Here is a 21,727-nt window from a genome sequence, read left to right on the forward strand (position 1 = left end):
GTCGTCAAGGGTTCACGCGCGAGTAATATGAAAGTGCCCTACAGAAGCGAGGGTCCATCGGCGGCGACGCCGGTGCGTCCCATGACCGAGGGATGGCATGCGCAATCGTGAGAACAGCGGCGCTGACCAGGCGTTCATCCGCGCCCACAACGCCCAGGCGGCGCTGCGTGCCCTGCGGCACACCGGTACGCCGGCGACCCTCAGCCAGCTGGCGAAGACCGCCGGGCTCTCCCGCCCCACGGTCGAGTCCGTGCTGGCCGACCTGACCGCCCGCGGCTGGGCCGAGGAACTCCCCCCGGACGACGGGGCGATGGGACGCCCGGCCCGCCGCTTCCGCTTCCACGCCGCGGCCGGGCACGCCGTCGGTCTCGACATCGGCATGCGCAAGGCGCTGGTGATCGTCACCGACCTGGGGGGCCGGGTCGTCGCCACCCGGCGCTGCGCACTCGGCGACGACCTGCCCGGCCCCGACCGCCTGGAACGCGCCGGGAACCTGGTCGAGGAGTGCCTCCAGGAGGCCCGGCTGGCACCGTCGTCCCTGTGGGCACTCACGGTCGGCCTGCCGGGTCTCATGGACCGCGCCGGACGCATGACCCGCTCCACGGTCCTGCCCGGGCTGACCGGGGTGAACCTGAGCGGCTATTTCGCCGACCGGTTCGGCTGCCGGGTCAACGCCGAGAACGACGCGAACCTCGCGACCCTGGCCGAGCACTGGCGCGGCTGCGCCCGCCATGTCGACGACGTCGTCTACATCCTCGCGGGCCGGCGCACCGGCGCCGGAATGATCGTCGGCGGACGTCTGCACCGCGGCCCCAACGGCGCCGCGGGCGAGATCGGCAACCTGCGCATGCTCGGCTGGTGGGACGCCCCCGGCGACCTGGAGTCCCATGGCGCCGACGCCGCGGCCGTCTTCGGTGCCGCGCAGGCCGACCCCGAGGCCGCCGAAGCCGTACGGGCCTACACGTCCGCGCTCTCCAACGGCATCGCCGCCCTCGTGCTCACCCTGGACCCCGACCTCGTCGTCATCGGCGGCGGTCTGTCCCGCGCGGGCGAGCAGCTGCTCCAGCCGCTGCGCGACCGGCTGGGCGAGTTGTGCCTGACCACCCCCCGTATCGAGGTCTCCGCGCTGGGCGACGAATCGGTGGCGCTGGGCGCGGTGCGCACCGCCCTGGACCACATCGACCAGGAGGTCTTCGAGGCGGGGCTCCAGCTGTGACCGCTACCATCGCGGCATTCGCGGCACCGTCCCTTCAGGACGCGAGGGACTCGCTGGACCCGCCGGACTCGCCCGAGCGCAGGTGTTCCCGCAGCCACTGCTCGGTGTTGCTCACATGCAGCAGCGCTGCGGCCTGGCTGACGGCCGCGTCGCGGCGGGACAGGGCCGCGAAGATCGCCTCGTGTTCGGCGAGGGTGCGTCCGGCTGCCCGGGTGTCGACCAGGCCACGCCAGATGCGGGCACGCAGCGTACGGCCGGACACGCCCTCCAGCAACGTGAGCAGCGATTCGTTGCCGGTGGCCGAGATGACCGCGCGGTGGAACGCGGCGTCGTGGGCGTTCAGCCGCTCGACATCGTCGCGTGCCCCGCGCATGGCCTCCAGATGCCGCTCCACCTCGGCCAGTTGCTCGTCGGAGATCCGGGTCGCGGCCAGGGCCGTGGCGACGGGTTCGAGCAGGCGCCGTACCTCCATGAGGTCCCGCAGGGCGGCCGAGTCTCCCTGGAGGAGTTCCACGGCACCGCCCAGCCCCTCCAGCAGCAGGCTCGGCTGAAGGCTGGTGACATAGGTTCCGTCACCGCGCCGGATCTCCAGGACCCGGGCCACGGCCAGGGCCTTGACCGCCTCGCGGGCGAGGTTGCGGGACAGACCCAGCTGGGCCGCCAGCTCCGGTTCCGGCGGCAGCTTGGAGCCCGGCGGGAGCGCGCCGGTCCGGATCAGTTCACGGATCTGCTCAATGGCCTTGTCCGTCAGGGACACCGCGACCTCTCTCCCTGCCCGGCTCCGCAGGCTCAAAGTGACCTCGATGATACGGGCGCACGCACCGCCGACCACAGGGAGATGGGATGTATATGCAGAGGCGATCGGAGTATCCAGCCGCCACTCCACCACACTAACCCGGTTCATCAGCAGTTTTCTCGTACGACGGTCAGGATCTACGCCCCCACGGCCACCCGCCCCATAGAATCCATCCCATTAATCGAGTGCATGCCTGTTGACATGGACGGGATACGTGGACGACCTTCATGCGTAGCATCCGGCGCCCGGGTCCCCCCGTCCCCCTCCGCAACAGGGATGTCCTCATGCCGAGTTCAATCAGCAGACGCCAACTCCTGGCCGGTGCCACCGCCGTCGTGGCCACCGCGATCGCCGCCGACGGGTTCGCCGTCGGCAGCGCCCGGGCGGCGTCGAGCTCCTACACACCCACATGGGACTCCGTGAACCAACACACCGCCTCACCCGAGTGGTTCAAAGACGCCAAGTTCGGCATCTACTTCCACTGGGGCGTCTTCAGCGTCCCCGCGTACGACAGCGAGTGGTACCCGCGCAACATGTACGACTCGGGCAGCAAGGCCAACAAGCACCACATCGCCACCTACGGCGACCCCTCGGTCTGGCCGTTCCACAACTTCGTCAACGGCGCGGACGACCTCGCCGGCAACCACGTGGAGTTCGCGCCGAAGCTCAAGTCGGCCGGCGGGAACTTCGACCCCGCGGAGTGGGCCCAGTTGTTCGTCGACGCGGGCGCGCGGTTCGCCGGACCGGTCTCCGAGCACCACGACGGCTTCTCCATGTGGGACAGCCAGGTCAACGAGTGGAACTCGGTGGCCAAGGGCCCCCGCCTGAACCTGCTGAAGCTGTTCATCGACGCCATCCGGGCGAAGGACCTGAAACTGCTGGTGGCGATGCACCACGCGTACAACTTCACCGGCTACTACGAGTACGCGCCCGCCCAGACGGACGCGAGCCTCAAGAAGCTGTACGGGCAGCTGAGTTCGGCCGAGGAGAACCAGCTCTGGTACGACAAGCTCAAGGAGGTGATCGACCTAGCCGAGCCCGACATCCTGTGGCAGGACTGGCGCCTGGACCACGTCGACGAGACCCAGCGCCTCGACTTCCTCTCGTACTACTACAACCAGGCCGCCAAGTGGGGCAGGGAAGTCGTCGCCACCTACAAGGACGGCCTCGACAGCCACGGCGAGGTCTACGACTTCGAGCGCGGCGGCCCGGCCGACCTCACCGCGCCGTACTGGCTGACCGACGACAGCATCTCCAGCTCCAGTTGGTGCTACACCACCGGCATCGGCTACTACTCGACGCAGCAGATGCTGCACGCGCTGATCGACCGGGTCAGCAAGAACGGCAACATGCTGCTGAACATCGCGCCGATGGCCGACGGCACGATCCCGCAGGGGCAGAAGGACATCCTGCTCGCCATCGGTGACTACCTGGGGCGCTTCGGCGAGTCGATCTACGACACGCGGGCCTGGACGGCCTACGGCGAGGGCCCCACGAAGATGGGCGGCGGCTCCTTCACCACCCCCACGGCCGGCACCGCCCAGGACATCCGCTTCACCCGCGACAAGGCGAACACCGTCCTGTACGCCACCGTGCTGGGCTGGCCCGGCAGTTCACTGACGGTCAAGACGCTCAACTCCGCCCGGATCGACGTCTCCTCGCTGGCGTCGGCCAAGCTGCTCGGCTCCACCGCCGGCAACTACATCGGCCTGCCGACTCCGACGCAGGATTCCACGGGCCTGACGGTCACCCTGCCGTCGTCCGCGCCCTTCACCGCGAACGCCTACGTCCTGAAGCTGACCTTCACCGGCGAGATCCCCAGCCTGCGGCCACTGGCCGGGGCCGTGGGCTTCAAGGACGTCGACTACTCCGGCTCCGGCACCGTCCTCGAAGTCGGCGACTACACCGCGGACGACCTGACCCTGGCCGGCCTCGCCCCGCTCACCCTCTCCTCCCTGCGGCTCGCCCCCGGCTACCAGGTCATCGGCTACTCCGGCGACGACTTCACCGGCACCGCCTGGACCTTCACCGCCGACAACGCCGACCTGAGGACCACCGGCAACAACGACAAGGTGACGTCCCTGAAGGTGCAGTTCAACCCGGCCACGTACGTCAAGGTCCTCAACGTCACCGACGGCCTGGCTCTGGACAGCGGCGGCAACGTGTCCTCCGGCTCCAACCTGAAGCAGTGGACCTGGGACGGCAGCAGCAACCTTCAGTGGCAGGCGGTCGAGGTGGGCGGCGGCTACTACAAGCTGGTCAACCGCACCAACGGCATGGTCGCCGACGGGTGGGGCGCCACCGCCGACGGCTCCGCCGCCCGGCAGGCCGCCTGGAACGGCGGCACCAACCAGCAGTGGCTGATCACCCACCGCGGCGACGGCCGCTACTCCGTCGCCAACCGCACCACCGGACTCGTCCTGGACGGCGGCGGCAACGTGTCCTCCGGCTCCGTCACCAAGCAGTGGACCTACGACAGCAGCACCAACCTGCTGTGGACCTTCACCGCCCTCTGACCCGCACACCGATCCTGGCTCCGGTCCCCACTTCCGCTCACAGAGGGCTCGCCGTCGCTCCGGCGCGCCCTCGGTCGGTCTTGTCGAAGAACTGCTGCGAGCGGCCGGTCACGGTGGGGTTGGCGGCGCACAGGGCGTAGCCCCACATGGCCTCGACACGGAGCTGGTCGTGCAGCGGGCGCCCGACGATCTCCAGCACCGTCTCCTTCGCGGACTCCACGGCGGCCTGGTCGCAGCGCAGGATGGTGGACACGAGCAGTTCGGTCTGTGCTTCGAGTTCGTCGTGGGGTACGACCCGGTTGACCATGTTGGCGGTGTAGGCGCGTTCGGCGCTGATCGGTTCGCCGGTGAGCAGCAGTTCCATGGCGACGCCGACACCGCAGGTGTTCACGAGCCGGACGATGCCGCCGTCGGCGGGGTGCATGCCACGGCGGACCTCGAAGGTTCCGAACTGGGCACGGTCGGAGGCGATCCGGATGTCGCAGGCCATGGCGAGTTCGACGCCGTGGCCGAGGCACCAGCCGTTGATGGAGGCCACGATCGGCTTGCTGATCCGGGAGAGGGGGCCGCGGGTGATGCCGCACAGGCCGTCTTCGAGGCGTTCGCGGCCGACCATGGGGCCGACGGTCTGCCACTCGGGGGCGTGGGTCTTGAGGTCGGCGCCAGCGGTGAAGGCGTCACCGCTGCCGGTCAGCACGGCGACCCGCAGCTCGGGGTCGTCGCGGAAGTCCGCCCAGATCTCGCAGAGCAGTTCGTGCGTCTCGATGTCGACCGCGTTCTTGACCTCGGGCCGGTTGAGCGTGACGTAGGCGACGCCACCACGCTTGTCGTAGAGGACCTTCGCTGACATGGCGGACCTTTCAGGAGGTTCAGAGCGTTCAGGGAGTTCAGGGGGTTCAGGAGGCGGCGGGGTCGAGGATCTCGGGGAGCCGGGAGCGGTGGAACCCGTCGAACCGCTCGCCGCGCTCCGGGGACCGCAGCTGCCACCAGCCGGGCTTGGCGTTCGGCGCGCCGCCGTCGATACGGACGCAGGTGCCGGTGATGAAGGAGGCGGCGGGCGACAGCAGGAAGACGATCGCCGCGGACACCTCGGCCTCGGTGCCGAAGCGCTGCAGGGGTATCTCCCGGGCGACCTCGTTCTGGATGAAGTCGCGGTCGGCGTCGTCGTAGGTGTCGAGGCCGCTGGAGGCGATGGACCCGGGAGCGACGGTGTTGACCCGCACGCCCGACGAGGCCCATTCGGTGGCCGCCGACTCGCTCAGTGTCAGCATGCCGCCGCGGGCGGCGGCCGAGTGGGAGAAGTGGGGCCAGCCGTGCCAGATGTCCGCGATCATGTTGACGACGGCGCCGCCGTGCCGGGCCATCCACCGGTTGTAGACCTCGCGCATCACGATGAATCCGCCGGTCAGGTTGGTGCGTACGACCGCCTCGAACCCCTTGGTGGTGATCGTGGACAGTTCGGCCCGGTACTGTCCGCCCGCGTTGTTGACCAGTCCGTCGATCCGGCCGTGGGCGGCCAGGACCTCGTCGACGACAGCGGCGACACCGCTCTCGTCCCGGATGTCCGTGGCGTGTGGCGTGACGGTGCCGCCGTCCGCCCGGATCTCCTCGGCGACGGCGGCGAGTTTGCCGGGGTCGCGTCCCACGATCGCCACGGAGGCGCCGAGCGCGGCGAGTTCATGGGCGGTGCACCGGCCGATGCCGCTGCCGCCGCCGGTGACGACGACGCTGCGGCCGGCGAACAGGCCCGGGGTGAAGACCGATTGGTAGGGCACGGGCAGAGGTCCTCTCGTGAAGCAGGGGTCAGGCTGTGGCGGTCGCGGGCCTGTCGGCACGGGGTGCTCGCAGCGCGGCCTTGTGGATCTTTCCGGTGCCGGTCATCGGCAGCGCGTCGGTGAACCGGACCTGCTTGGGCACCTTGTATCCGGCGATCAGCGCCCGGCAGTGGGCCAGGAGGCCCTGCTCGTCGATGTCGGCGCCCGGGTGCTTCACGACATGGGCGACGACGCGTTCCCCCCACCGTTCGTCGGGCGCGCCGACGACCGCGCAGGCGGCGACGCCCGGGTGCGTGCCGAGCGCGCGTTCGACCTCGGCCGGGTACACGTTCTCGCCCCCGGTGACGATCATGTCCTTGAGCCGGTCGACGAGATACAGGTGTCCGGCGCCGTCGAGTCTGCCCAGGTCGCCGGTGTGGTACCAGCCGCCGGTCAGCGCGGTGGCGGTGGCTTCGGGCTGGTTCCGGTAACCGCTGAACATCATGGGTGAGCGGACCAGGACCTCGCCGACCTCACCCGGTGACAGGGCGCGGCCCGCCGTGTCGACGACCCGGACGTCGACCAGCGGCAGCGGAGCACCGCACGAGGTCAGCAGGGCGGGCTCGCCCGGGTCGTGCTGCTCGGGCCGGAGCAGGGTGATGATGAAGGTCTCCGACGTGCCGTAGAACTGGGTCAGTTGGCAGTCGAAGGTGGCGATCGCCCGGCGCAGGGTCTCGGGTCCGATGGGCGATCCGGCGTAGAGGAGGCGGCGCAGCGAGGAGAAGTCCTGGCTCGCGGTGCCGGGGTGGTCGAGCAGGAGCGCGATGGCGGTGGGGACCAGGCAGGTGACCGTCGGCCGGTGGCGCCGGATCGCGGCCGGCAGCGCGTCGGGGTCGAAAGCGGGCATGATCGCGACGGTCCCACCGTGGTACAGGGCGGTCAGCGAGACCCAGCTTCCCGCCAGGTGGAACCCCGGCATGACCATGAGGGCCACGTCGTCGGAGGTCCACGTCTCGGTGCGTTCCAGCGAGGAGATCAGGAACCAGTTGGCGAAGGCCCCGTGGGACAGCTCCACGCCCTTGGGCCGTCCCGTCGTACCGGAGGTGTAGGACACCAGCGCGATGTCCTCGGTGTGGATCCGGGGCGCGGGTGGTGCGCCGGGGTGCCGGCCGAGCCAGTCCGCCAGGCCGGAGCCATGCAGTACGACGACTTCGACGGCGGGGGTGACCGAGGCACAGACGCTGTGGGCGACTTCGGCGAATTCGGCGCCCGCCACGAGCAGCGCGGGACGGGCGTCCGCCACCAGTTCGGAGAGTTCCGCCGGTGTGCAGCGCCAGTTGAAGGGTACGAACGCGCAGCCGGCCTTGGCCGCGCCGAACCAGAGCTCGAAGAACTCCACCGAGTTCTTGGCCAGCAGACCGATGCACGAGCCCGGGGCGACACCGGCGGCCGTGATGGCGGCGGCCAGGCGGTCGGTCCGCTCGTCCAGCTCGGCGTACGTCAGGGAGCGGTCGCCCTCACACAGCGCGATCTTGTCCGGGGTGGTCGCGGCCCAGTACCTCGGCAGGTCGACGAGCGTGCGGATCTCGGCATGGAGCCACATGACGCCCTCTCTCCACGTTATGGACTGACCATTATTAATGTCACTCCAAATGTGTCCGTCAAGAGGGATGACCCGGGGGAAAAACCTCCCTCGACCGGGGCGATGTACGGCGGTGTCCCGGCGCCCAGCATGGGGACCACTTCGAGCCACGAGCCGCCGTACGGAATCACGACACGGCAGCACCGGACCTTCGCCTGGGAGGGAACATGACCACCGCCGAAGCCATCCAAGCCCCTGCCGTGCCGGACGACATCGCCCGGCAGATCGTTCTGCCGGAGGGCCACCGCGACGACGTCCCGCTCTTCGCGGCCTACCGCTGGCTGCGCGAGAACAACCCCCTCGGCCGGGTCGAGGTCGAGGGCTACGACCCCCTCTGGCTGGTCAGCAAGCACGCCGACGTCATGGAGATCGAACGGCAGCCGGACGTCTTCACCAGCGGCGGCGGCGCCGACCCCGGTTCGCACAACCCGATCCTGCAGAACCAGGCCGGGGACGCGTTCACCCGGAGCCTGCTCGGCGGCAGTCTGCGCGTCCTCGACGCCGTCACCTACCTCGACCCGCCCGAGCACACGGCGGTGCGGGGCATCGCCGCCGACTGGTTCCGGCCGGCGAACCTCAAGAAGTGGGAGGACACCGTCCGGGGCCTGGCCCGGGAGGCCATCGGCAAGTCCCTGCACAGCGGGGCCAACGACCTCGACCTCGTCAGGGACTTCGCCCTCGGCTTCCCGCTGCACGTCGTCATGAGCCTGTTCGGGGTGCCCGAGAGCGACGAGCCCCGGATGATGGCCCTCACCCAGGACTTCTTCGGCACCGCCGACCCCGACGCGCGCCGCGCCGACGTCGAGGAGCTGACCCCGGAGGCCGCGGCCCGCCAGTGGAAGGCCGCCATCGACGACTTCTACGCCTACTTCGACGTCCTGGTGGAGGACCGCAGGAAGAGTCCGCGGGACGACCTCGCCACGATCATCGCGTGCGCGAAGCAGGAGAACGGTGAGTACTACCCGAAGACCTTCGCCTACGGCTGGTTCGTGGCCATCGCCACCGCCGGGCATGACACCACGTCCAGCACCCTGTCCGGCACGATCGAGCAACTCGCCCTGAATCCGGAGTTGTTGACCAAGGTGCAACAGAACCCGCAGCTGCTGCCCGACCTGGTCAACGAGGGACTGCGCTGGTCCTCCCCGGTCAAGCAGTTCACCCGCCGGGCCACCCGGGACTGCACCCTGCGCGGGCGGCGGATCAGCGAGGGGGACCGGCTGATGCTGCTCTACCAGTCGGCCAACCGCGACGCCGACGTCTTCGACGACCCGGACACCTTCCGGATCGAGCGGCGGCCGAACCGGCACATCGCCTTCGGCTACGGGCCCCACATGTGCATCGGCCAGCATCTGTCCAAGCTCGAACTCCGGGTGATGTTCGAGGAGTTGCTGCCGCGCATCCGGAGCGTCGAGATCACCGGCGAGCGCCGGGTCGTACAGACCAACTTCGTCGGCGGGCTGCGCAGACTGCCCGTGTGCCTGGAACTTTCGTCGTGACCACAGCCCCGGACCGGGTGGTCGTGGTCGGGGCCGGACAGGCCGGGGCCACGCTCGTCGCGCGGCTCCGCCAGGGCGGGTACCGGGGGGAGATCGTCCTGCTCGGGAGCGAGACGGACCATCCCTACCAACGGCCGCCACTGTCGAAGGCGTTCATGGCGGGGGATCTCGAACAGTGGCTCCGCCCCGCCGAGTTCTACCGCGAGCAGGGCATCGACATCCGCCTCGGCGAGCACGTCGTCTCCCTCGACCGGGCCGCCCGGCAGGTACGCACCGCCTCCGGGGACGCCATCGGCTACGACGTCCTCGTGCTGGCCACCGGAGCCCGCCCGCGCCGGCTCCCCGTGCCGGGCGCCGACCTGGACGGCGTGATCACCCTGCGCACCCTCGCCGACGCCCGTGTCCTGCGCAAGTACCTGCTGGACGGACGCGGACTCGTCGTCATCGGCGGCGGTTACGTCGGCCTGGAGGTGGCCGCGGTCGCCCGGGCCCACGGCGTCGAGGTCACGGTCGTCGAGCGGGAGCCGCGGGTGCTGGCCCGTACGGCGAGCGCCCGGTTCGCGGAGTTCCTGGCGGACCGGCACCGGGCGCGGGGCACCCGGATCGTCACCGGGGCCCGCCTGCTGCGGTTCGGCGGGCGGGACGGGCGGGTCGACGGTGTCGAACTGGGCGACGGCTCCCGCGTCGGGTGCGCCGCCGTACTCGTCGGGGTCGGCGCGGCTCCCCGGGACGAACTGGCCTCGGCGGCCGGGCTCGCCTGCGACCAGGGGATCCTGGTGGACGCGTCGGCACGTACCGGCGATCCGTCCGTCCTGGCCATCGGGGACGCGACGCGCCGCCCGGTCACCGGCGCGGACGGGGCGGTCCGTCTGGAGTCCATCCCCAGCGCGACGGAACAGGCCGGACAGGCCTGCGCCGCCATCCTGGGCACCGCCCCTCCGCCGCCCGAGGTCCCCTGGTTCTGGTCCGACCAGTTCGACCTCAAGCTGAAGATCGCCGGGCTGGTCGACGACGGACGCGAGGTCGTCCTGCGCGGCGACCCGGCCGCCGGCCGCTTCGCGCTCTTCCACCACGAGGACCAGGTCGTCACCGCCGTGGAGTCCGTCGGCGCACCCGCCGAGTTCGCGGCCGGCCGGAAGTTCATCGCCACCCGACGGCGCATCGACCCGTTGCGCCTGGCGGACGCCGGGACGCGGCTGTCCGACACCGTCCTGAACTGAGCACGGAGCACCCGCATGCCCAAGGTCACCTACGTCGTACCCGACGGAGCCGTCCACGAGGTCGAAGTCCCCGGCGGACAGAGCGTCATGGAGGGGTCCGTCCACCACAACCTGCCCGGGATCGTCGCGGAGTGCGGCGGCAGTTGCTCGTGCGCCACCTGCCATGTGTACCTCGACGACTCGTCCGGGTCGCCGTTCCCCGAGGCCTCGGACGAGGAGCGGGAACTGCTGGAGTTCACCGACGGCGTCCGGCCGAACTCCCGGCTGGCCTGCCAGCTGATTCTCACCGACGACTGCGCGCCGGTACGGGTGACCGTGGCCGGCGGCGACAACTGACCCCCCTCAGACACCCCTCACACACCTCAGACACCCCCCAGGCAAAGGAGCGACCCATGGACATCACCGCGGCCGTGGTGCGAGAACTCGGCGGCCCGTTCGCACTGGAACAGGTCACACTGTCGGATCCGGCGGACGACGAGATCGTCGTCGAGATCGCCGGTGTCGGGCTGTGCCACACCGATCTCGCCGCCCGGGACGGCCACTTGCCGTTCCCGCTGCCGGGCGTCTTCGGCCACGAGGGAAGCGGGGTGGTCGTCGAAGTCGGGCGCGCCGTCACCAAAGTGGCCCCCGGTGACAAGGTCGGGCTGACCTTCGACAGTTGTGGGCTGTGCCCGCAGTGCCGTACGGGTGAACCCGCCTACTGCCGGCAGTTCATGGCCCTCAACTTCGGCGGGGCGCGGCCCGACGGCAGCAGCGCGCTGCACCTCGACGGCACCGCGCTCGGGTCGGGGTTCTTCGGTCAGTCCTCGTTCGCGACGCATGCGATCGCGCACGAGCGCAACGTGGTGAAGGTGCCCGACGACGCACCGCTGAGTCTGCTCGGCCCGCTGGGCTGCGGGGTGCAGACCGGCGCCGGAGCCGTCCTCAACTCCCTTGACTGCCAGCCTGGTTCGTCGCTGCTGGTGCTCGGCGGCGGTTCGGTGGGGCTGTCCGCCGTGCTGGCGGCAGCCGTGCGCGAACTCGCCACCGTGGTCGTCGTGGAGCCCGAGGCCACGCGCCGGGAACTCGCGCTCTCGCTGGGGGCCACCCATGTCGTCGACCCCGCCGCGGGCCCTCTGTCCGAACAGGTCCGTGCCATCGTCCCCGACGGCGTGGACCACGCGATCGACACCACCGGGATGGTCCCCGTGCTGGAGCAGGCCATGGCCTCGCTCGGCCAGCGCTCGAAGCTCGGCATCATCGGCGTGCCCGCGGATCCCGCGGCGGCGCTCCCCGTCAATCTCATCCAGGCGCAGGTGCTGGGCGTGACGGTCACCGGGATCGTCGAGGGCGACAGCGACCCGGACGTCTTCATCCCCCACCTGCTGGACCTGCACAGGTCCGGACGGTTCCCCTTCGACAAGTTGATCACGACGAAGCCGTTCTCGGAGATCAACGAGGCCGTCGCGGCGCAGCAGCGCGGCGAGGCCGTGAAGATCGTGCTCGTGCACGCATGACAGTCAGGAGTCGGACATGTCACTGATCACCTACGACCGGCTCTATGTGGGCGGCCGCTGGACCGAGCCCGCCACGGCCGCGACCATCGCCGTGCACTCGCCGACCACCGAGGAGCACATCGGTACGGTCCCGGAGGGGGCCGAGGCCGACATCGACGCCGCGGTCGCCGCCGCCCGCCGGGCGTTCGACGACGAGACGGGCTGGGCGAAGTGGACGCCGGAGAGGCGCGGCGAGGTGCTGGAGCGGTTCGCCGCCGCGCTCGACGCACGGGCCGCCGAGACCGCGCGGCGCGTCAGCCTGCAGAACGGCATGCCCATCGCCGTGGCCCAGAACTTCGAGGGGATGTTCCCGGCGCTGCTGCTGCGCTACTACGCCGGGCTGATGAGGGAGACACCCCAGGAGGAGACCCGTACGGGGATGTTCGGCGGTGCCGCCCGGGTCATCCGGGAGCCGGTCGGTGTCGTCGCCGCGATCGTCCCGTGGAACGTGCCGCAGGCGATCACCTTCCTCAAGCTCGCCCCGGCGCTCGCGAGCGGCTGCACGGTGGTGCTGAAGCCCGCGCCCGAGACGGTGCTGGACGCCCTGCTCATGTGTGAGGCGGCGGCGGAGGCCGGGCTCCCGGAAGGGGTGCTCAGTGTCGTCCCCGGCGGCCGGGAACTCGGCGCCCATCTCGTCACCCACCCCCAGGTCGACAAGGTGTCCTTCACCGGGTCCACCGCGGCCGGGCGGGCGATCGCCGAGTCGTGCGGCCGGCTGCTGCGGCCGGTCACCCTGGAGCTGGGCGGCAAGTCCGCCGCGATCGTGCTGGACGACGCCGACCTGGCGTCGAACATCGAGAGTTTCTTCGCCGCGACGCTGCTGAACAACGGTCAGATCTGCTGGCTGGGCACGCGGGTGCTGGCCCCGCGCTCCCGGTACACGGAGGTGGTGGACACCGTCACCGGTCTCGCGCGCTCGCTCACCGTGGGCGATCCGCTGGAACCCAGCACGCAGATGGGCCCGCTCGTCTCGTCGCGTCAGCGCGACCGGGTGGAGTCCTACATCGCCAAGGGCCTGAGCGAGGGCGCCCGGCTCACCTCAGGCGGGGGCCGCCCGAAGGACCGGGAGCACGGCTGGTTCGTCGAGCCGACGGTCTTCGCCGATGTCGACAACGCCCACACCATCGCGCAGGAGGAGATCTTCGGCCCGGTGCTGTCGGTGATCCCGTACGGGTCGGAGGAGGAGGCGGTAGCCCTCGCCAACGCCAGTGACTACGGGCTCGGCGGCACGGTGTGGACGTCCGATCCGGACCGCGGTGAGGCCCTGGCCCGCAGGGTGGGGTCGGGCACGATCGGGATCAACGCCTATGTCAACGATCCCTCGGCGCCCTTCGGCGGCGTCAAGAGCAGTGGAATGGGGCGGGAGCTGGGCCCCGAAGGACTGCACGGCTACCAGGTGCTCAAGACCGTCTACCTCGACGGGGCGGGCACCTGACCGGTGAGTTCCTTCACCAGTGCGACGGCCTCGGCGCGGTTCGCCGCGCCGAGCTTTCGCAGCACACTCTTGACGTGCGTCTTCACCGTCTCGACGGAGACGTACAGCTTCGCGGCCGCCTCGGCGTTGGATTCCCCGGCACACAGATGCTGCAGTACGTCGAGTTCACGGCGGGTGAGTTCGGACAGGGGCCACCGGAGCTGCTGAAAGGAGACGGGCGGTGCGGGCGGCGGTGCCGGGACGGCTTCCGGCGGGCCGGCGGGCCCGAGCACACCGTCGAGCACGTCCCCCACGAACCGCGCCTGGTCCTCCAGCCGGTTCCGCAGCGCGCGCAGCTGTTCCTGGCAGTACACCCGCTCGAAGGCGAGGCCGAGCCCCTCGGCGAACAGCCCGAGCAGCTCACGGTCGAAGGAGTCGACGGTCCCCGAGTCCTGGTGCTGGTCGGCGTGGACCAGGGCGACGACCTCACCGCGGGCGACCAGCGGCGCGGCGACATAGCACCTGGTACCGCTCAGCGTGACCAGTTCCCGGTGCACCCGGGGATTGCTCTGCGCGTCCCGTACGAGGACCGGGACCCGGCGCCGGACCACCTCGGTCTCCGGGAGCTCGCGCCCGAGCCGCCCGGGCGAGGTGCTGCCGATGCGGACCAGTTCCGCGGTCAGCCAGGGATCCTCGTCGGCGAAGGCCGCCTGCGCGGTCCAGTCCCCGCCCTGCAGACGGGAGATGAGGGCGCGGCGGTAGCCGAGGCGGCCCGCCTCGACGGGGACCTGCTGGACGAGTTCGGCGAGTGTGGTCACCGACTGCAGCCGGTGCAGGGCCTCCCGTACGTTCCCGACGGCGGCCGAACGCCTGCTGAGCTCGGCCTGCCTGACCGAGCCGCGGACGGCCTGGACCGCGATCAGGAGGGCGGCGAGCCGCCGTTGGGCCTCGTCGTCGGTTCCGGGTCCGGCCAGCCGGGCGGCTAGGAGGCGCTCGGCGGTGTGCAGCGCCGCGTCGGCGAGCCGCAGGTCGAGCGCCCCGCGGGCGGGCAGGAGGCCCGGTTCGCGGGTCAGCTCGGCCGTCCTCGCGAGCGCGTCGCGGACGGCTCGGTGCATCTGATGCCGGTCGGCGGGAACGTCGTCGTCCACTGCCGCCTCCTCACCTCGAACTCAAGCGGGCAGATTCGCCAGCCGTACCTGCCCCCGTGCCGCGAGACGCCCCTCGCCGTCGACCACGTCGACCGTCCACAGCTGCTGGGAGCGCCCCCGGTGGACGGGCACCGCGGAGGCGGTGAGCCGGCCGTCGCTCACGGGCCGCAGGAAGTCGGTCTGGTTGGCGCTGCCGACCACCCGCCCGCGGTCTCCCCACCACAGGCTCGCGCCCACGCTGCCCGCGGTCTCCACGAGGGCGCAGTACACACCGCCGTGCACGATGCCGTGCCCTTGCAGATGCTGGGGAGTGACAAGGCAGGAGACCACCACGTGATCGGCTTCCAGTACCTCGTACTTGACGCCCAGCACCCGGGCCAGTCCCACGTCGATCGTCTCTGCGTCCATGGCCCAAGGATACCGGGATCGGCCTGACAGGGAACCAATGCGAATGGTCGAACCTTTTTCACACGCTCCCCTTGATGCCACGAACACCACCTCCTAAAATATGCTAATGGTCAGGCCTAATAATTCCCCGCGAGAGGACCAGGTACCCATGGACGAGTTCACCGATGTGACCTACGAGGTGGAAGACGGTCTCGCCTGGATCACGATCAACCGGCCCGACCGGTACAACGCGTTCCGTGCCCGCACCGTCGACGAACTCGTCATGGCCTTCAAACGCGCCTGGGCCAGTGACGAGGTCGGTGTGGTCGCGCTGACCGGCGCGGGCGACAAGGCGTTCTGCGCGGGCGGCGACCAGAAGCAGCGCATGGAGACCGGTGACTACGGTCCCTCGCAGAGCGGTCTGTTCGAGGTCGACGCGCTGCACCGGGTGATCCGGGACACGCCGAAGCCGGTCATCGCCGCCGTCAACGGCCTGGCGATCGGCGGCGGTCATGTGCTGCACGTGCTGTGCGACCTGACCATCGCCGCGGACACCGCCCAGTTCGGGCAGAACGGCCCGCGCGTCGGCTCGTTCGACGCCGGGCTCGGCTCGGGCTACCTGGCCCGGGTGGTCGGCGAGAAGCGGGCCCGCGAACTGTGGCTGATGCTGCGCCGGCTCAGTGCCGAGGAGGCTCTGGACTGGGGCCTGGTCAACAAGGTGGTACCGGCGGCCGAGTTGCGCTCCGCGGTGCGGGAGTGGGCCGACCAGATGCTGGAGTTCTCGCCGACCGCCCTCAAGGTGCTCAAGCAGTCGATGAACACCGACACCGAGCACTTCGTGAGCATCGGGTCGATGGCGTACACCACGCTCAAGCTGTTCAGCGAGACGGCCGAGGCCGAGGAAGGCATCAGGGCGTTCAACGAGAAGCGCAAGCCCGACTTCACCAAGTTCCGGGGCGCCTGAGATGCGGCTGAGCAGAGAGCAGCGGGAGTTCGCGGACACCGTCCACGCCTTCTCGCTCCGCGAGTGCGGCACCGTGGCCCAGCGCGACGCGGTCACCGAGGGCGGCCGGCTCTCCAACAGCCCGCCGATTCTGGCGAAGTTGGCCGCCCTGGGCTGGCTGGGGGTGTCCCTGCCCGCCGAGTACGGCGGCGGGGGCGCCGGCTTCGTCGACGAGTGCGTGTTCCTGGAGGCGAGTTCGCGCGGGCTGCTGCCCATCACGGGCTACGGGTCCGGTCTCACCGCGGCGCAGACCTATCTGCGCTGGGGCTCCGAGGAGCAGAAGAAGACCGTCGTCTCCAACCTCGCGGGCGGCCGCCTGGAGGCGATCGCGCTCAGCGAGCCGGAGGCGGGCTCCGACCTGGGCGGCGTACGCCTGCGTGCCACCCGCGACGGCGACGACTACGTCCTGGACGGCCAGAAGACCTGGATCTCCGCCGCCCACGTGGCCGAGCATCTCCTCGTCCTCACCCGCGAGGACGCCACCGGCACCAAACACCAGGGGCTCACCCTGCTGATGGTCCCGACGAGCACGCCCGGCGTGGAGATCCGCCCCATCGAGACGATGGAGGCACACACCGTCAACGACGTCTTCTTCACCGACGTCCGCGTCCCCGCGTCGGCCGTCGTCGGCAACCCTCGGGGCGCCTGGAAGCAGCTCATGCGCGGTCTCGGCGTGGAACGGCTGATCATCTCGGCGATGAGTCTGGGCGCCGCCCAGCGCTCCCTCGACGACGTGATCGACTACGTCGGCCGGCGCGAGCAGTTCGGGCGCAGGATCGGCGGCTTCCAGGCGATCCGCCACCGGATCGCCGACCTCGCCACGGACATCGAGTGCGCACGGTCCTTCGTCTACGACGCCGCGGCGCGGATCGACGCCGGCGAGGAGGACGACCTCGCCCGGGAGAGCTCGATGGCCAAGCTGCGCTGCACGGAGATCGCCAAGAACACCGCCCTGGAGGCCGTACAGATGATGGGCGGCTACGGCTACGCCCGCGAGTACGGCGTGGAGGCCCAGGTCCGCCGGGCGTTGGCACCGCCGATCTACGGCGGCACCAACGAGATCCAGCGGGAGATCATCGCCAAGAGCCTGCTCGGCTAGGTCGCTGGGTCGCTAGGACAGCGTCGGCAGGTAGGTGTACGAGCGGCTGCGGGTCAGGGCGAACTCGAAGATGCCCTGGCCCCGTGCCCCCGCGCAGGTGAAGGCCGTCAGGCGGTCGGTCAGCGGGGAGTCCAGGGTGCGGGGCGACACCGACCCGTCGAGCGGGTACACGTCGTGCTCCAGGTGGTCGCGCCCGAGGTGCCGGCCGTGCTGTCCGCCGTAGCCGGCCCCGGCCATGTAGCCGCCACCGGCGGTGGCGTCGCAGTCGATGACCTGGACGGTGCCGCTCTCGGCGGTCACCTCGACGGTGCCGCCCTTCAGGTCCAGACCGTCGTCGAACCGCAGGGCGTGCCGTACATCCGTGATCGGGTCCAGGCGGCCGTCCTCGTACATCACGGCCCCTTCGAGCAGCAGGCGTTCCTGTCGTCGCGTCTCCACCAGCAGGAAGCCGACGGAGCGGTCGGCGAACTGGGCCTGGCACCAGATGTGCAGACCCTGGCCGCCGGTCATCGTGCGTACGCCGCGGGAGCGGTCGCGCTGCCCGTACCAGCCGTCGGCGGACCGGCGCTGCCCGTCCACGGTGAGGGTTCCGGTGTAGCGGCCGGACTGGAAGAGGTGGTCGAACGACGTGGGGGTGCCGTCGCCGTTGGTCACCTGGATCTCGCCGGTCCAGGCCGGGGTGCGGGCGCGCCAGAGGAGATCGAACTCCAGCCCGGCCGGATTGGGCCCCAGCGCGATCCGCCAAGCCTGCATGGGCTCCACGACCTCCCACGAGAAGGGCCCGGCGCTCGCCCCGTCGGTGGCGCTGAGCTCTGTGGAGAACCGCAGGTTGCGCTGTTCGGTCCCGGTGACGAGGAGCGCGAAACCGTCCACGACGTCCTTCGCCGGATGGACTCCGAGTCCGACGAGGACCGACGGGGCGGACTCCGCCACGGGGTGGAGGTTGAACACGAACCGGTCGAAGAACCTCTCCGGGAGAAGGCTCGGGGTGCCCGGGCGGACCAGGGCGTCGTGAAAGGTGTCGGTCATCGGCTTTCCTCCGCGAGTTCGGGCACGGGCAGTGCGGCGGCCCGGTGCGCCGCGTCCAGGAACGAGCGCACCAGGCGCGCGTCGGCGTAGTACGGGTCTCCCTCGCCATGCACGGCGCGCCGGCGGCCGTATTCGTAGAGCACGGCGAGCTTCCAGAGCGCGAGCGTGGTGTACCAGCTCAGGTCGGTCAGATCGCGGCCGGTGCGCCGGGCGTACCGGGCCGCGAGTTGGGCGCGGGTCGGGTAGCCCTCCTCCAGCATCGCGGTGCCCATGGCCTGCGTCGGGGTGAGCGGGCTGTCCGCCGCGGGCACCGACGCGAGGAAGTACCCGACGTCGAACAGGGGGTCGCCGATGGTGGCCAGCTCCCAGTCGAGTACGGCGGCCACGGTCCCGTCCGGGGCGAGGATCACGTTGCCGATCCGGTAGTCGTTGTGGACCACGGCGGCCCCGGACTCCGCGGGCACGTGTGCCGCCAGCCAGCTCTGGACCGCCGCGAAGTGCGGCGGCGGGCCGCCGTCCGGGTCGGCGACCAGACGGCTCATCCGGCGCAGGTGGCGGGCGTTGAAGCCGTCCGGGCGGCCCCGATCGCCGAGCCCGGCCGCCCGCCAGTCGACCGCGTGCAGATCGGCGAGGGTGTCGACGAGGGCTTCGCCGATCCGGCGCCGGAGTGCGGGAGTGCCGAGCGGCGCGGGTGTGGCGGTGGTGACCACCGGGCCCTCGGTGAAGCTCATGACGTAGCACGGCACGTCGAGCACCTCGCCCGCCTCCGCTGTGGCGAGCACGGCGGGCACCGGCACCGGCGTGTGCCGCAGCGCGTCCAGGAAACCGGCCTCGCGCAGCATGTCGTGCGCGCCGGGCGGGGTCGGGGGCGGCGGGGGCCGCCGTACGACGACGCGGTGGGTGCCGTCCGACACCAGATACGTGAGATTCGAGTGGCCGTCGCCGATGCGCCGTACGTCCAGGTCGCCGGCACACAGACCGCGCTCGGCCAGGAAACGGGCGAACGCGTGCAGGACTTCGGGGGTCATCGGGCTCCTCATCGCCCGGTGAAGCGGGGCGCGCGCTTCTCCTTGAAGGCGGTCAGCGCCTCGGGCATGTCGTCGGTGCGGGTGAGCAGGGCCTGGCCGCGGTTCTCCAGTTCGAGCGCGGCGGCGTACGAGGTGATCTCCTGGTTGCGCTGGATGGCACGCTTGGAAAGGCGTACGCCGCCCGGGGAGTTGGCGGCGATGAGCCGCGCCGTCTCGACAGCCTCGTCCAGCAGCAGCTCGCTCGGCACCAGCCGGTTGGCGAGCCCGATCCGTACCGCCTCCTCGGCACCGACCAGCCGGGCGGTGTAGCCGATCTCGGCGGCCCGGCCGGGTCCGACGAGCCGGCTCAGGTGGTAGGAGGTCCCCAACTCGCCTATCGACAGGCCGACTTTGACGAACGCGGCGCTGAACTTGGCGGTGGGCGCGACCAGTCGGATATCGGCGGCCAGGGCGAGCGACAGTCCGCCGCCCGTGGCCGCGCCGTGCACGGCGGCGATCACCGGGAAGGGCAGGTGTCGTATCGCCTGGATGCCGCCGGTGGCGGTCTCCTGGAACTTGAGGAACTCGCGCACGCCCATCCGCGTGATGACGTCGATCTCGTCGAGGTCGAAGCCGGCGCAGAAGGCCCGCTCCCCCGCGCCGGTCAGGATCAGCGCGCGCAGGGGGAGGTCCCGAAGCGCGCGGGCCGCGATGCCGTACTCGTGGAACATCCGTACCGTCTGCGCGTTCATGCGCTCGGGACGGTTGACGCGCAACACGGCGGTGCCGACGCCGAGTTCCTCGATCTCCAGTGTTTCGAGCTTCGGGAGGTCCACTGCGGTCACCGCCCCGTGAAGATCGGCCGGCGCTTCTCCTTGAACGCGGCGAGCGCCTCGGACATGTCCTCGCCGCGGGTCAGCAGCGCCTGGCCGCGGTTCTCCAGTTCGAGCGCGGCGGCGTACGAGGCGGTCTCCAGGTTGGCCTGCAGAGCGCGCTTGGAGAGCTGTACCCCGCCCGGGGAGTTGGCCACGATCGACGCGGCGAGCGCGAGCGTGTCGTCGAGGAGGGCGTCCGGCTCGCTGACGCTGTTCACCAGGCCGAGGCTCAGTGCCTCCTCGGCTTCGACCAAGCGGCCGGTGAAGCAGATCTCGCTGGTCGCGGCGGGGCCGATGAGCCGGGTGAGCAGCCAGGAGGCGCCCAGGTCCCCGGCGGAGAGGCCGATGCGGACGAAGGCGGCGTTGAACCTGGCGGCGGTGGAGGCGAGGCGGATGTCGGCGGCGAGCGCGAGCGAGAGACCACCGCCCGCGGCGGCCCCGTTCACGGCCGCGACGACCGGTACCCGCATCGAGCGCACGGCGAGCAGGGCGCGGGCGGCGCGCTCCTGCCGGTCGAGCATGCCGAGCGGGCCGAGCGTCGGCAGTTCCTCGGCCTCGTCCAGGTCGTAGCCCGCGCAGAACGCCCGGCCCGCGCCCGTCAGCACGACCACCCGGCAGTCGTCCTCGTCATCGAGGGCGGTGGCCATGGCCTCCAGCTCGTCGAACATCGTGGTGGTCATGGCGTTGAGCCGGTCGGGCCGGTCCAGGGTGACCACGACGACGCCGGGTGCGGGCTCCGTCAGCCGCAACGTGTCGTAGGGGGTGTCCAGGCTCTTCATCGGGCCTCCTTGCTGGGTTGTCAGGCGAAGTCCGGGCGGCGCTTGGCGACGAAGGCGGCGATGCCCTCGGCCGCCTCGCCGCTCTCGAACAGCTCCTGTTCCTGGTCCGCCTCGTAGGCGAAGCCCTCCTCGGCGGTCAGGTCGAAGGCGGCGTCGACCGTACGGACGACGGCGAGCTGGGCCGGGAGCGAGGCCTTGGCCAGTTCCCCGGCGAGGGTCAACGCCTCCTTCACGACGTCGCCGTCGGTGAGCCGGTCCACTAGGCCGATGGCGAGCGCCTCGGCGGCCGGGACCTGGCGGGCGGTGAGCATGATGTCCAGGGCGCGGCCCCGGCCCACGAGCCTGGGCAGCCGCTGGGTGCCGCCCGCGCCGGGGATCAGCCCGATCTTCACCTCCGGCAGGCCGAAGCGGGCCCTGGGGCCGGAGACCCGCAGCGTGCAGGCCATGGCCAGTTCGAGGCCGCCGCCTAGGGCCAGTCCGTCGACCGCCGCGACGGAGAGGAACGGCGCGGCGGCCAGCCGGTCGTTGACCGCGCGCATCCGATCGCCGTAGGCCGCGAAGGAGGCGGCGTCGATCGTCGAGAGCTGTTTGATGTCCGCGCCGGCCGCGAAGAAGCCGTCGAGGGCCGAGGAGATGACGACGACCTTGACGTCGCCGGCCGCTTCGGCGGCGTCGAGGGCGGCGTGCAGGCCGTCGAGGAGGGGGGTGCCCAGGGCGTTGGCGGGCGGGCGGGCGAGGGTCACGTGCAGGATGCCGTGGGCTTCCCGCTTCCAGGTGACGACTCCACTGTCCATCGGTGCTCCGTCTCCTC

The 21,727-nt window shown here is 70.9% G+C and carries 20 protein-coding genes; 9 read left to right on the plus strand and 11 right to left on the minus strand.

The annotated features are described in order from the left end of the window. Positions 1-97: 97 nt before the first annotated feature. Positions 98-1,216, plus strand: coding sequence for an ROK family transcriptional regulator (locus AB0D85_RS09695; protein ID WP_362316260.1), 1,119 nt, complete (start codon positions 98-100; stop codon positions 1,214-1,216). Between the two features lie 34 nt (positions 1,217-1,250). Here AB0D85_RS09695 and AB0D85_RS09700 read toward each other — a convergent pair whose 3' ends face one another. Next, on the minus strand, positions 1,251-1,973 hold the full coding sequence (locus tag AB0D85_RS09700) for a FadR/GntR family transcriptional regulator (RefSeq protein ID WP_362316263.1): 723 nt from the start codon (positions 1,971-1,973) through the stop codon (positions 1,251-1,253). 323 nt (positions 1,974-2,296) lie between these two features. On the opposite strand from AB0D85_RS09700, the gene AB0D85_RS09705 reads away from it, so the two are divergent. Further along, complete coding sequence (locus AB0D85_RS09705) at positions 2,297-4,528, plus strand: alpha-L-fucosidase (RefSeq protein ID WP_362316266.1); 2,232 nt, start codon at positions 2,297-2,299, stop codon at positions 4,526-4,528. Positions 4,529-4,565: 37 nt separating this feature from the next. Here the strand turns inward: AB0D85_RS09705 and AB0D85_RS09710 are convergent, their stop codons facing one another. From AB0D85_RS09710 to AB0D85_RS09720, 3 genes are read right to left on the minus strand one after another with little or no spacing between them, the layout of a single operon-like run. Next, positions 4,566-5,378 carry an enoyl-CoA hydratase/isomerase family protein gene (locus AB0D85_RS09710; protein ID WP_362316270.1) on the minus strand — a complete coding sequence of 271 codons (813 nt, stop codon included), beginning with the start codon at positions 5,376-5,378 and terminating at the stop codon, positions 4,566-4,568. Between the two features lie 46 nt (positions 5,379-5,424). Next, positions 5,425-6,303, minus strand: coding sequence for an SDR family oxidoreductase (locus AB0D85_RS09715; protein ID WP_362316272.1), 879 nt, complete (start codon positions 6,301-6,303; stop codon positions 5,425-5,427). A 28-nt stretch (positions 6,304-6,331) separates the two neighbouring features. Further along, positions 6,332-7,885, minus strand: a complete 1,554-nt coding sequence (locus AB0D85_RS09720) for an AMP-binding protein (protein WP_362316275.1) — start codon at positions 7,883-7,885, stop codon at positions 6,332-6,334. A 206-nt stretch (positions 7,886-8,091) separates the two neighbouring features. Here AB0D85_RS09720 and AB0D85_RS09725 point away from each other — a divergent pair, with 206 nt between their 5' ends. Genes AB0D85_RS09725 through AB0D85_RS09745 form a run of 5 tightly spaced genes read left to right on the plus strand, consistent with a single transcriptional unit; the run spans position 8,092 to position 13,610 of the window. Beyond that, on the plus strand, positions 8,092-9,420 hold the full coding sequence (locus AB0D85_RS09725) for a cytochrome P450 (protein ID WP_362316278.1): 1,329 nt from the start codon (positions 8,092-8,094) through the stop codon (positions 9,418-9,420). Next, positions 9,417-10,640 (plus strand): FAD-dependent oxidoreductase, encoded by a 1,224-nt coding sequence (locus AB0D85_RS09730; RefSeq protein WP_362316280.1) that lies wholly within the window; start codon positions 9,417-9,419, stop codon positions 10,638-10,640. Before AB0D85_RS09725 ends, AB0D85_RS09730 begins: the two co-directional genes overlap by 4 nt. A 15-nt stretch (positions 10,641-10,655) precedes the next feature. Further along, positions 10,656-10,976, plus strand: coding sequence for a 2Fe-2S iron-sulfur cluster-binding protein (locus tag AB0D85_RS09735; RefSeq protein WP_362316283.1), 321 nt, complete (start codon positions 10,656-10,658; stop codon positions 10,974-10,976). A gap of 56 nt (positions 10,977-11,032) precedes the next feature. Next, complete coding sequence (locus AB0D85_RS09740; protein WP_362316286.1) at positions 11,033-12,136, plus strand: NAD(P)-dependent alcohol dehydrogenase; 1,104 nt, start codon at positions 11,033-11,035, stop codon at positions 12,134-12,136. 16 nt (positions 12,137-12,152) lie between these two features. Continuing rightward, positions 12,153-13,610 carry an aldehyde dehydrogenase gene (locus AB0D85_RS09745; protein ID WP_362316289.1) on the plus strand — a complete coding sequence of 486 codons (1,458 nt, stop codon included), beginning with the start codon at positions 12,153-12,155 and terminating at the stop codon, positions 13,608-13,610. Here AB0D85_RS09745 and AB0D85_RS09750 read toward each other — a convergent pair. Together AB0D85_RS09750 and AB0D85_RS09755 are read right to left on the minus strand one after the other, a co-directional pair. Further along, complete coding sequence (locus AB0D85_RS09750; RefSeq protein ID WP_362316292.1) at positions 13,586-14,737, minus strand: LuxR C-terminal-related transcriptional regulator; 1,152 nt, start codon at positions 14,735-14,737, stop codon at positions 13,586-13,588. The genes AB0D85_RS09745 and AB0D85_RS09750 overlap by 25 nt on opposite strands. A 21-nt stretch (positions 14,738-14,758) precedes the next feature. After that, complete coding sequence (locus AB0D85_RS09755) at positions 14,759-15,145, minus strand: PaaI family thioesterase (RefSeq protein WP_362316294.1); 387 nt, start codon at positions 15,143-15,145, stop codon at positions 14,759-14,761. A 148-nt stretch (positions 15,146-15,293) separates the two neighbouring features. Between AB0D85_RS09755 and AB0D85_RS09760 the strand changes: the two genes are divergently transcribed. Together AB0D85_RS09760 and AB0D85_RS09765 are read left to right on the plus strand one after the other, a co-directional pair. Further along, the gene (locus AB0D85_RS09760) at positions 15,294-16,088 is read left to right on the plus strand and encodes an enoyl-CoA hydratase-related protein (protein WP_362316297.1); all 795 of its coding nucleotides are present in this window, start codon (positions 15,294-15,296) and stop codon (positions 16,086-16,088) included. A gap of 1 nt (position 16,089) precedes the next feature. Then, on the plus strand, positions 16,090-17,226 hold the full coding sequence (locus AB0D85_RS09765) for an acyl-CoA dehydrogenase family protein (RefSeq protein WP_362316300.1): 1,137 nt from the start codon (positions 16,090-16,092) through the stop codon (positions 17,224-17,226). Between the two features lie 12 nt (positions 17,227-17,238). On the opposite strand, the gene AB0D85_RS09770 is transcribed toward AB0D85_RS09765, so the two are convergent. The 5 genes from AB0D85_RS09770 to AB0D85_RS09790 are packed head-to-tail and all read right to left on the minus strand — an operon-like array spanning position 17,239 to position 21,710. Beyond that, on the minus strand, positions 17,239-18,255 hold the full coding sequence (locus tag AB0D85_RS09770; RefSeq protein WP_362316302.1) for a hypothetical protein: 1,017 nt from the start codon (positions 18,253-18,255) through the stop codon (positions 17,239-17,241). Then, complete coding sequence (locus AB0D85_RS09775) at positions 18,252-19,283, minus strand: phosphotransferase family protein (protein ID WP_362316305.1); 1,032 nt, start codon at positions 19,281-19,283, stop codon at positions 18,252-18,254. The genes AB0D85_RS09770 and AB0D85_RS09775 overlap by 4 nt, the downstream gene beginning before the upstream one ends. Positions 19,284-19,291: 8 nt before the next feature. Then, positions 19,292-20,107: an enoyl-CoA hydratase-related protein gene (locus AB0D85_RS09780; RefSeq protein WP_362316308.1), complete on the minus strand. Its 816-nt coding sequence runs from the start codon at positions 20,105-20,107 to the stop codon at positions 19,292-19,294. Next, positions 20,104-20,916, minus strand: a complete 813-nt coding sequence (locus AB0D85_RS09785) for an enoyl-CoA hydratase-related protein (protein ID WP_362316311.1) — start codon at positions 20,914-20,916, stop codon at positions 20,104-20,106. The genes AB0D85_RS09780 and AB0D85_RS09785 overlap by 4 nt, the downstream gene beginning before the upstream one ends. A gap of 20 nt (positions 20,917-20,936) precedes the next feature. Then, positions 20,937-21,710 (minus strand): enoyl-CoA hydratase-related protein, encoded by a 774-nt coding sequence (locus tag AB0D85_RS09790; protein ID WP_362316314.1) that lies wholly within the window; start codon positions 21,708-21,710, stop codon positions 20,937-20,939. Positions 21,711-21,727: the final 17 nt, after the last annotated feature.

It is taken from the genome of Streptomyces sp. NPDC048277, from assembly GCF_040652235.1.
In the GTDB taxonomy this organism is placed as follows: Bacteria; Actinomycetota; Actinomycetes; order Streptomycetales; family Streptomycetaceae; genus Streptomyces.

Coding starts and splice junctions, on each gene's coding strand:
- AB0D85_RS09695 (WP_362316260.1), top strand. CDS start 98: ATGCGCAATCGTGAGAACAGCGGCGCTGACCAGGCGTTCATCCGCGCC.
- AB0D85_RS09705 (WP_362316266.1), top strand. CDS start 2,297: ATGCCGAGTTCAATCAGCAGACGCCAACTCCTGGCCGGTGCCACCGCC.
- AB0D85_RS09710 (WP_362316270.1), bottom strand. CDS start 5,378: ATGTCAGCGAAGGTCCTCTACGACAAGCGTGGTGGCGTCGCCTACGTC.
- AB0D85_RS09720 (WP_362316275.1), bottom strand. CDS start 7,885: ATGTGGCTCCATGCCGAGATCCGCACGCTCGTCGACCTGCCGAGGTAC.
- AB0D85_RS09725 (WP_362316278.1), top strand. CDS start 8,092: ATGACCACCGCCGAAGCCATCCAAGCCCCTGCCGTGCCGGACGACATC.
- AB0D85_RS09735 (WP_362316283.1), top strand. CDS start 10,656: ATGCCCAAGGTCACCTACGTCGTACCCGACGGAGCCGTCCACGAGGTC.
- AB0D85_RS09740 (WP_362316286.1), top strand. CDS start 11,033: ATGGACATCACCGCGGCCGTGGTGCGAGAACTCGGCGGCCCGTTCGCA.
- AB0D85_RS09745 (WP_362316289.1), top strand. CDS start 12,153: ATGTCACTGATCACCTACGACCGGCTCTATGTGGGCGGCCGCTGGACC.
- AB0D85_RS09755 (WP_362316294.1), bottom strand. CDS start 15,145: ATGGACGCAGAGACGATCGACGTGGGACTGGCCCGGGTGCTGGGCGTC.
- AB0D85_RS09760 (WP_362316297.1), top strand. CDS start 15,294: ATGGACGAGTTCACCGATGTGACCTACGAGGTGGAAGACGGTCTCGCC.
- AB0D85_RS09765 (WP_362316300.1), top strand. CDS start 16,090: ATGCGGCTGAGCAGAGAGCAGCGGGAGTTCGCGGACACCGTCCACGCC.
- AB0D85_RS09770 (WP_362316302.1), bottom strand. CDS start 18,255: ATGACCGACACCTTTCACGACGCCCTGGTCCGCCCGGGCACCCCGAGC.
- AB0D85_RS09775 (WP_362316305.1), bottom strand. CDS start 19,283: ATGACCCCCGAAGTCCTGCACGCGTTCGCCCGTTTCCTGGCCGAGCGC.
- AB0D85_RS09785 (WP_362316311.1), bottom strand. CDS start 20,916: ATGAAGAGCCTGGACACCCCCTACGACACGTTGCGGCTGACGGAGCCC.
- AB0D85_RS09790 (WP_362316314.1), bottom strand. CDS start 21,710: ATGGACAGTGGAGTCGTCACCTGGAAGCGGGAAGCCCACGGCATCCTG.